This is a genomic window from Pseudoalteromonas sp. Z1A6, assembly GCF_011378745.1.
Lineage (GTDB): Bacteria > Pseudomonadota > Gammaproteobacteria > Enterobacterales > Alteromonadaceae > Pseudoalteromonas > Pseudoalteromonas arctica.
Map to the genome: position 1 here is coordinate 1 of NZ_WTKW01000604.1, position 1,250 is coordinate 1,250.

Annotated in this window: 2 protein-coding genes; both read left to right on the top strand. The window is 37.3% G+C overall.

Annotated features, from left to right (window positions below; translation table 11 throughout):
- Window positions 1-252, top strand: a 252-nt coding sequence (locus GQR46_RS19845; protein ID WP_206009720.1) for a hypothetical protein, incomplete at its 5' end; no start/stop codon positions are given.
- A gap of 27 nt (window positions 253-279) precedes the next feature.
- Complete coding sequence (locus tag GQR46_RS19850) at window positions 280-924, top strand: hypothetical protein (RefSeq protein WP_165722766.1); 645 nt, start codon at window positions 280-282, stop codon at window positions 922-924.
- Window positions 925-1,250: the final 326 nt, after the last annotated feature.

Here is a 1,250-nt window from a genome sequence, read left to right on the forward strand (position 1 = left end):
AAAAAAACAGGTATAGAAATTTCGGTAGATAAGAATTTAAGGAAAGCTTTTACGAATACGGCTAACAACTATACTGTGTCAGGCTTGGATTCTAGGCATGGGTTTAAAGAAGCTGTTAAAGAAAATAAAACTCCAATTATGGAGTTATCAGAAGCACATTCATTCATAGCAGGCATTGCAAAAGAATATCTCAATAAGCTAGCCAATGGTGTTATCAATGGAATACATATCAAGTCATTCAAGCCGGACTAAATATAGCGGGCTTTCAAAGGAAGAAGAATGTCATCTTTAATTTTTTACACTGATGAGTCGCAGGCTCTAATTGCAACAGACTCTTTAGCTGTTGATGCTCATGGAAATCCTGCATTTTTTTGTTCGAAAGCAAACCATATTCCGCATTTAAAAATGATTGTTGCTGGTACTGGAGCTGGAGGTTTTTCGAACGAATGGGCTTTACAGGCTTCAACTAGAATGGTCGTAAAAGGCATTCACAATCTAGACTACCATACTCCTGAAGGGTTACGTGCTCTCTGGGAACAATACAAAGAAAAGTACTCTTTGCCAGAAGGTTTTACAACTACTGTATATCAATTTGGCATATCTGAAAAAGCGGAAGGCGTTGTTGGTTTTGCCTATCGCTCAACCAACAACTTTATTTCAGAGGAGATTGGTTATGGTACTGGAGTAAAGCCTGAATGTGATGTTTTAGAAGGTAACTTGATTGAATTGCTCCCTGAAATGATGAAACAACAACGACTCATTCAAAACTCTGCTCCAAAAAACGAACGTGTTTACATTGGTGGCGAGATTATTGCGTTTCACTTAACCACTAATGGTTGCAATACTTTTAAAGTTAGTGAATTTGATGACTTCTCTGAACATGTAGCATCCATATTCGAAAACTATGAAAGTAATAAAAGCTAACAAGTGCCTAAACCAAAGGATGCAAAACAGCAGGCTTGCGCTCCTTCCTCGCTATTTTTGCCTGCTATTACGCGCCGGTTAAGCAAGCGTTACTAATGTCCGCAATTGGCACATAGCAGTCAACTAAACTTGGAAGTATTTTTATGAGACTAGCTTTATAAAGCTTATATTTGGTAACTTTATGCCATTATAAGCTTCAATATTATGCCAAGTTATACTTCACTTGCGGCGCTGTGGGTCAATAAAAGCAAGTGAGGTTATGTCAACTTATACTTCAAACAACATTGGGTGTTTGAACTAATAAACTTAATTCCTCAAAAAGAATT

What these genes read in the sequence shown, in the direction of transcription:
- GQR46_RS19850 (WP_165722766.1), top strand. Translation starts at nt 280, where the DNA reads ATGTCATCTTTAATTTTTTACACTGATGAGTCGCAGGCTCTAATTGCA.